This window comes from Anianabacter salinae (assembly GCF_019061145.1).
Classification (GTDB): Bacteria; Pseudomonadota; Alphaproteobacteria; order Rhodobacterales; family Rhodobacteraceae; genus Anianibacter; species Anianibacter salinarum.
Genome location: NZ_JAHQZS010000002.1, coordinates 876867 through 884227, shown reverse-complemented (window position 1 = coordinate 884227; position 7361 = coordinate 876867). Strand labels below are relative to the sequence as shown.

The window sequence follows — 7361 nt, the reverse complement described above, 5'->3', positions numbered from 1 at the left end:
CCGCCTTGCGCCGCCTGCGGCGTCCGGCCTGAGGTATTGCGCCGCCTGCGGCGTCCGGCCTGAGGTATTGCGCCGCCTGCGGCGTCCGGCCTGAGGTATTGCGCCGCCTGCGGCGTCCCGCCTGAGGTTTTGCGCCGCCTGCGGCGTCGCGGGGGGGCAGGGGGCTCTGCCCCCTCTGCGCCTGCGGCGCATTCACCCCCGGAGGTATTTGAAGACCAAAGATGCCGGGGGCGGGACGATCAGGAGGGCGTGCGCTGAAACAGCGCGGCGAGCGCTCTCCATTGTCCGAGCAGCAGGCCGGCGAGGATCAGCGCCAGCGCGACGAAGAAGTGGCCGGGCAGGTCTTCGCCGAGGATGAGCGCGCCGAAGGCCATCGACCAGCAGGGCACCTGGTAGTTGGTCAGCGTCATGAACGCGGAGCCTGCGCTGCGGATCACCACCGTGCGCAGGAGCGAGGCCAGCGCGGTCGGCACCAGCCCAAGGAACAGGATCGCGCCGCCTAAGGCAGGGCCCTGCCAGACGGGCGGCCCCTCGATCAGCAGCATCGCGGGAACCAGCACCACCGCGCCGATGGCGAGGCCAAGCCCCGACAGCACCAGCGGATCGACCGGCGGGCAGCGGCGCGTCAGGACGCTGGCGACGGCATAAGAGAAGGCGGCGGCGAGGCAGGCAAGGCGTGCGGCGCCCAGGGTTCCGTCCTCGCCTGTGGTGAGGGCGGCGGGACCGAGCAGCACAAGCGCCCCGATGAAGCCGAGTGCGAAGCCTGCGGTCCGCTTCCAGCGCATCCTTTCGTCCGCGAAGAAATGCGCAAGCGGCAGCACGAAGAGTGGCAGCGCCGCCATCGACAGCCCGGCAAAGGCCGAGGGGACGTATTGCTGGCCCCAGCCGAGAAGAAAGAATGGCAGCGCGGAGTTCAGAAGGCCGATGGGGACCATGTAGGCCCAGAGCGCGGCATTGGCGAGGGGCGGCAAGCGGCGGCCCGTCACCAGCGCCAGACCCAGAAGCGCGGCGGCCCCGAGGGTCGTGCGCGCGCAGGCCACGGTGACGGGGCCATAGCCGCGCAGTGCGATCGACACGACCATGAACGTGCCGCCCCAGATGATGCCGAGGGCGAAGATCGACAGCCAGTTGGCAGGTGTGGGGCGTATCATGTGCCTCCGGTGGTCCTGGGGCCGGTCACGCCGGGGTGATGCGATGAAACTGCCGCGCGCGCGGGACGTTGGACCGGAAAGCACCCCTTGTCAGGAGGCACCATGTCCGCAGAGATCATCATCCTGTTTCTGGCATTGTTCACGCTGGGTGCGGTGCTTGTGCTGGCGCTGTCCAGCAAGCGCAAGACCGAAGCACGCCGGCACGATCCTGATGCCGAGAAATCGACATTGGCGCAAGACGCGCCGAACCGCCACTAGGGCGGCCATCCGGCCCGGGGGCATTGCGCCTCCGGGCCGGTCCAAGGCTCAGTTCCTTGCTTTGTCGACCATGCGGCCGGCCGAGATCCACGGCATCATGCCGCGCAGCTTTTCCCCGACCTGTTCGATCTGGTGCTCGTCGTTGAGGCGGCGTGTGGCCTTGAACATCGGCTGGCCGACGGCGTTCTCCTGCATGAAATCACGCACGAACTTGCCGGTCTGGATGTCGGTCAGGACCTCTTTCATTCGCGCCTTGGTCTCGGCGTAGGGCAGGATGCGCGGGCCCGAGACGTATTCGCCGTACTCGGCCGTGTTCGAGATCGAGTAGTTCATGTTCGCGATGCCGCCCTCGTAGATCAGGTCGACGATCAGCTTCACCTCGTGCAAGCACTCGAAGTAGGCCATTTCGGGCTCGTAACCGGCCTCGACCAGCGTCTCGAAGCCCATGCGGATCAGTTCCACAAGGCCGCCGCAGAGGACTGCCTGTTCGCCGAACAGATCGGTTTCGCATTCCTGGCGGAAGTTGGTCTCGATGATGCCCGAGCGCCCGCCGCCGATGGCCGAGCAATAGGACAGGCCGATTTCCATCGCCTTGCCGCTTGCGTCGTTGTGGACCGCCACAAGGCAGGGCACGCCGCCGCCCTTGACGTATTCGCCGCGCACGGTGTGGCCGGGGCCCTTGGGCGCCATCATGATGACGTCGACGCCGGGCTTCGGCTCGATCAGGCCGAAGTGGACGTTGAGACCGTGCGCGAATGCGATGGCCGCGCCTTCGCGCAGGTTGTCGTGGACATACTTGCGGTAGGTCTCGGCCTGCAATTCGTCGGGCATGGTGAACATGATGAGGTCGCACCAGGCGGCCGCTTCGGCGATGCCCATGACCTTGAGGCCTTCGCCTTCGGCCTTCTTGGCCGAGGGCGAGCCTTCGCGCAGGGCGACGACGAGGTTCTTGGCGCCGCTGTCGCGCAGGTTCAGCGCGTGGGCGTGGCCCTGGCTGCCGTAACCGAGGATGGCGACCTTCTTGTCCTTGATGAGATTGATGTCGCAGTCGCGATCGTAATAGACGCGCATGGCGTTGTCCCTTTTCGTTGGCTTTCTCTGGCGGGCACCATACTGGCTAGCGTGCCATGTGCGTTTCATTGTTTGCCAAATCGGGATCATTCTGCGAAATATCATTCTTAAGTACTCCGAATAGCGTGCAATTCATGCTCGATGACACCGACAGGCGCATTCTTCGCCAGTTGCAGGCGGACCCCGACGTGCCCAATGCCGTTCTGGCAGAGCGCGCGGGTGTCACCACCGGCACGCTATGGCGGCGGCTGGAGAGGTTGCGCGAGGCGGGTGTCTATCGTGGCGTGCGCGCCCGGATCGACTGGGCGGCGCTTGGCTACGCGGTCGAAGTCAGTTTGCGCTTTACCCTCGACAAGACCGCGCGCGGGGCGTTCGACGATTTCCTCGCCGCCGCGCGTGAGGTGCCCGAGGTGACGGAAATCCAGACGTTCCTTGGCAAGGTTGACGTGCGCCTGTCGGTGATCGCCCGCGACATGCGGCATTATCAGGACATCTACCGCAGCCGCATCCTGACCCTGCCGCATATCGCCGACATCGAGGCGCTGATGCATGTCGCCACCATCAAATCCGCCGACACGGTGCCGCTGTGACCGATCTGGACGACATCGACCGGCGGCTGGTCGCGGCGCTGGCCGAGGATGCGGCGCAATCGGCGGGGGCGCTGGGGCGCCGGTTCGGGCTGTCGCAACCGGCGGCGTGGCGGCGGATCCGGCGGCTGGAGGAGGCGGGTGTTCTGACCGGGCGGCGCGTCGATCTCGATCTTGAAAAGCTGGGCTTTGGCGTCACCGTGTTCCTTGGCGTCAAGCTGGCCACCAAGGGGCGCGTGAGCCTTGAGGATTTCGAGCGCGCGGTGACAGCGATCCCCGAGGTGCAGACGGTGCAGCACGTCCTTGGCCTGTATGACTACCGCCTGCGCGTTGTCGCGCGCGATCTGACCGATTTCGAGAGGGTGCTGCGGCGGCGGATCATGACGCTGCCGGGGGTCGGGGATTTCGAGGCCAACGTGCTGTTGTCCGAGGAACGCCGCCCCGGCCCGCTGGGGTGACATTATACCGAGATAGGCTTTGCCACGCGCCGCCTGCGCCCTTAATCAAACGCAAACGCTGACAGGGAGAGACATCATGGCCGCACTGCTTGAGACCATCGACCCGGACGGGCTTCTGGAATACTCGGTGGTCTTCACCGACCGTTCGCTCAATCACATGAGCGGGGCGTTCCAGGGCGTGATGCGCGACATCTCGAGCATCCTGAAAGAGGTCTACGCGGCCGATGCGGTTGCGGTCGTTCCGGGCGGCGGCACCTATGCGATGGAGGCGGTCGCGCGCCAGCTTGTTCCCGGCAAGACCGCCATGGTGATCCGCAACGGCTGGTTTTCCTATCGCTGGACGCAGATCTTCGAGGCGGGCGGTTTGCCCGGCGAGGAACATGTCCTGAAGGCCCGGCGCAGCGGCAACGCGGTCACGTCGCCTTTTGCGCCCGCGCCGATCGAGGAAGTCACCGCGAGGATCGCCGAGCTGCGGCCCGACGTGGTGTTCGCCCCGCATGTGGAAACCTCTGCAGGGATGATCCTGCCCGACGACTACCTGCGCGCCGTGGCGGATGCGGTGCATGACGCGGGCGGGCTGTTCGTTCTCGATTGCATCGCGTCGGGCTGCGTCTGGGTCGACATGAAGGCCACCGGCGTCGACGTGCTGATCTCGGCGCCGCAAAAGGGCTGGTCAGCGCAACCCTCCGCCGGTCTGGTGATGCTGTCCGAGCGTGGTCTGGCCGCCGTGAAGGCCAGCACATCCAACAGCTTCGCCGTCGATCTTGGGAAATGGCTGTCGATCATGGAGGCGTATGAAAGCGGCGGTCACGCCTATCATGCCACGATGCCGACGGACGCCTTGCGCGCCTTCCGCGACACAATGCTGGAGACGCAGGAATATGGCTTTGACCGCCTGAAAGATGCGCAATGGGAGCAAGGCACCCGCATCCGCGCTGCGCTTACGGACAAGGGGTTCCAGTCTGTCGCAGCCGAAGGGTTCCAGGCGCCGGGCGTGGTGGTCAGCTACACCGACGATCCCGAGATCCAGACGGGGCGCAAGTTCATGGCCCAAGGCATGCAGATCGCGGCGGGCGTGCCGCTGATGTGCGACGAGGGGCCGGACTACCGGTCGTTCCGCATAGGCCTGTTCGGCCTCGACAAGCTGTATGACGTGGATGCCAGCGTGGCGCGGTTCCAGAAGGCGCTGGACGCGGTCGCCTAGCTGCCCAGACCGGCGCGCATCACCGCGCGCCGCACCGGCGCGACGTCGTGCACGCCGCGCAGGCCCAGCGCGCGCAGCGCCTGGATCGGCGCCTCGCCCGACCGGCAGATGCGGTTGAAGGCGTCGATCACGCGGGCGCGCACGACGATGTCGCGCCTGCGTTCGCGCGCGTAAGACGCCAGCACCGACGCGCTGCCGGGATCGCCCCGGTGCGCTTCGGCCAGCGCCAGCAGCGCGGCGACATCATGCAGCGACGTGTTGAGACCCTGCGCGCCGATCGGCGGCAGGACATGCGCCGCCTCAGCGACAAGCGCGACACGCTCGGCCACCAGCGCATCTGCCACTTGCGTGACGACCGGCCAGACGCGGACCTCGGACGCGGGTGTGAGCGCGCCGAACAGGTGGCAGGATCGCAGGCTGGCCTCTTTGCCAAGCGCGCCGGGCGCCATCGCGGCCAGGGCCACCGCACGCGGCCCGTCGTTCATCCAGACCACCGCAGAACAGGGAACGCCGCCCAGATCGGGCAGGGGAACCAGCGTGAAGGCCCCGCCCTGATTGTAGATTTCGGTCGAGACGTTGCCATGCGGCACCGGATGCGTGACCGTGAAGGCAAGCGCCTTTTGCCCATAACGGGTGACGGAGGCCCCGATGCCCGCTGCCTGCCGCACGGGCGATGCGCGCCCGTCCGCGCCGATGACCAGCCGGGCCTGCACGCGCGTACCGTCCGAGAGCCGCACCAGCGCGCCCGATGTGCGCTGCAGCATCCCGGCAAAGCCGACGCCGTGGGACAGCGTGACGTTGGGTTGCCCGGCCAGAAAGCCCAGCACCTCGCGCCGGGTGAGCCAGTTCATCAGGTTCCAGCCGAACGGCGTCTCGCCCAGATCGCCCGACCGGAACGCCCGGCGCTCGACCACTTCGGGCGGCCAGCCGTGGGTATCGACCGCCTCCAGCACCTCGAGCGGGGTCGCATGGGGGCCGAGCACGTCCCACAGGCCGATCCTCTCGAACAAGTCGCGTGCCGGGCGCAGGAACGCGGTCGAGCGCAGATCAGAGCCGTCTGCCTCCGCGTCGGTCACGGGGGGCGCGGGATCGACAAGGCGCACGGTGAACCCGGCGTGGCCGAACACCGCCGCGGTGATTAGCCCGGCCAATCCGCCGCCCGAGATCAGGATGTCCGTGTCTTCCGCCATGCCCGTCAGTCTAGCGCGGGCGTCGCGGTCGGGGAGGGGGCGATCAGCACCTGCGACAGAAAGCCCGTCAGATCGACCGTGTGATGGTGGATGTGGTCCGCGGGCGCGGCCAAGGGGGCAACGTGCACCGTCCGCATTCCCATCGCGTGCGGTGCGGCGAGGTTGCGGGGGTCGTCTTCGAACATCGCCGCCACCGTGCTGTCGATGCCCGCCGCCGCGAACACCGTCTCGAAGGCGCCCCGCTCGGGCTTGGGACGGAACCCGGCATGTTCGACCCCGTAGACACCGTCGAACAGCCCCGCCAGCCCGCGCGCCGCAAGCACCTGCTGCGCATAAGGGGCAGAGCCGTTGGTATAGACGATCCGCTTGCCGGGCAGGTCCGCGATCCGGGCGGCAAGGTCCGGCGCGGGGGACAGGACGGTAAAGTCGATCTCGTGCACCTCGGTCAGATAGCCCTCGGGATCGATGCCGTGCAGGTCCATCAGGCCCGCAAGCGTGGTCCCGAACCGGCGCCAGTAGTCGGTGCGCAAGCGGTTCGCCTCGGCCTCGTCCACCCCAAGTTCGCGCATGACCCAGGCGGTCATCCGCACCTCGATCTGGTCGAACAGCCGCATCTCGGGGGGATAGAGCGTATTGTCGAGGTCGAAGACCCAGTGTCGGACATGCGTGAAGCGATCGGCAACCATGACGCGGACGCTAGACCGTCGCGCGCTGCGCCGCAACGTCCGGTGCTTGATTCGCACCGCCGCCGCCGCCTACTCTGCCGGGGTGGAACGAGGATGAGCGATGTCAGAGTTGAAGACCCCCCAGAAGGACGCGTACAGGCTGATCCTCGAAGCGATCGACAGCGGGGTCTACCGGCCCGGTGACCGGCTGGTGGAAAGCGAGCTTGCCGATCGTTTCGGCGTGTCGCGCACCCCGATCCGCGAGGCGCTGCAACGACTTGAGACGCAGTCGATGCTGACCCGTGACGGGCGGTCACTGATCGTCGCGTCGCTCGATCACAACCAGATGGCAGAACTCTACGTCGTGCGCACCGAGCTTGAGGGGCTGGCGGCGCGCCTTGCCGCCCGCCACGCCGCGCCCGAGGAAATCCGCGTGCTGCGCGACATGGTCGAAGCGGACCGGCGGCTGGTCAACGATCCGGCCGCGCTGGCCCATGCCAACCGGCGCTTTCACAAGCAGATCCACCTGGCCTCGCACAACCGCTATCTGGTGCAGCAGCTTGACCTCGTGCACCGGTCGATGGCGCTTCTGGCGACGACATCGCTTGCGGCCGAAGGGCGAGGCGCGACGGCGCTTGACGAACACGACACCATCGTCGCCGCGCTGGAACGGCGCGACGGCGAGGCCGCCTACACGGCGCTGCGCGATCACATCTCCAAGGCGTTCGAGACCCGGCTCAAGCTGGATGCGCAGGCCATCGAGGCGGCGGAATAGCC

Annotated in this window: 9 protein-coding genes; 5 read left to right on the top strand and 4 right to left on the bottom strand. The window is 67.4% G+C overall.

Features of this window, described 5'->3' with window-relative positions:
* Positions 1-239: 239 nt before the first annotated feature.
* Positions 240-1151, bottom strand: coding sequence for a DMT family transporter (locus KTJ87_RS08870; RefSeq protein ID WP_267138737.1), 912 nt, complete (start codon positions 1149-1151; stop codon positions 240-242).
* 102 nt (positions 1152-1253) lie between these two features.
* On the opposite strand from KTJ87_RS08870, the gene KTJ87_RS08865 reads away from it, so the two are divergent.
* Positions 1254-1409, top strand: a complete 156-nt coding sequence (locus KTJ87_RS08865; protein WP_267138736.1) for a hypothetical protein — start codon at positions 1254-1256, stop codon at positions 1407-1409.
* Between the two features lie 48 nt (positions 1410-1457).
* On the opposite strand, the gene ilvC is transcribed toward KTJ87_RS08865, so the two are convergent.
* A complete protein-coding gene (gene ilvC, locus KTJ87_RS08860) occupies positions 1458-2480 on the bottom strand; it encodes a ketol-acid reductoisomerase (protein ID WP_267138735.1) in 1023 nt (340 codons plus the stop codon).
* Between the two features lie 134 nt (positions 2481-2614).
* Between ilvC and KTJ87_RS08855 the strand changes: the two genes are divergently transcribed.
* The 3 genes from KTJ87_RS08855 to KTJ87_RS08845 all read left to right on the top strand — a co-directional run bounded on the left by KTJ87_RS08855 (position 2615) and on the right by KTJ87_RS08845 (position 4729).
* Positions 2615-3070 (top strand): Lrp/AsnC family transcriptional regulator, encoded by a 456-nt coding sequence (locus KTJ87_RS08855; RefSeq protein ID WP_267138734.1) that lies wholly within the window; start codon positions 2615-2617, stop codon positions 3068-3070.
* Positions 3067-3525, top strand: a complete 459-nt coding sequence (locus KTJ87_RS08850) for an Lrp/AsnC family transcriptional regulator (protein WP_267138733.1) — start codon at positions 3067-3069, stop codon at positions 3523-3525. Before KTJ87_RS08855 ends, KTJ87_RS08850 begins: the two co-directional genes overlap by 4 nt.
* 76 nt (positions 3526-3601) lie before the next feature.
* Complete coding sequence (locus KTJ87_RS08845) at positions 3602-4729, top strand: aminotransferase class V-fold PLP-dependent enzyme (protein WP_267138732.1); 1128 nt, start codon at positions 3602-3604, stop codon at positions 4727-4729.
* Here KTJ87_RS08845 and KTJ87_RS08840 read toward each other — a convergent pair.
* Entirely contained in the window at positions 4726-5919 is a 1194-nt protein-coding gene (locus tag KTJ87_RS08840) for an FAD-dependent monooxygenase (protein ID WP_267138731.1), read from the bottom strand. The two genes, KTJ87_RS08845 and KTJ87_RS08840, sit on opposite strands and share 4 nt — an antisense overlap.
* Before the next feature lie 5 nt (positions 5920-5924).
* Positions 5925-6605, bottom strand: coding sequence for a pyrimidine 5'-nucleotidase (locus KTJ87_RS08835; RefSeq protein WP_267138730.1), 681 nt, complete (start codon positions 6603-6605; stop codon positions 5925-5927).
* A 100-nt stretch (positions 6606-6705) separates the two neighbouring features.
* Between KTJ87_RS08835 and KTJ87_RS08830 the strand changes: the two genes are divergently transcribed.
* Positions 6706-7359, top strand: coding sequence for a GntR family transcriptional regulator (locus KTJ87_RS08830; protein ID WP_267138729.1), 654 nt, complete (start codon positions 6706-6708; stop codon positions 7357-7359).
* Positions 7360-7361 lie beyond the last annotated feature (2 nt).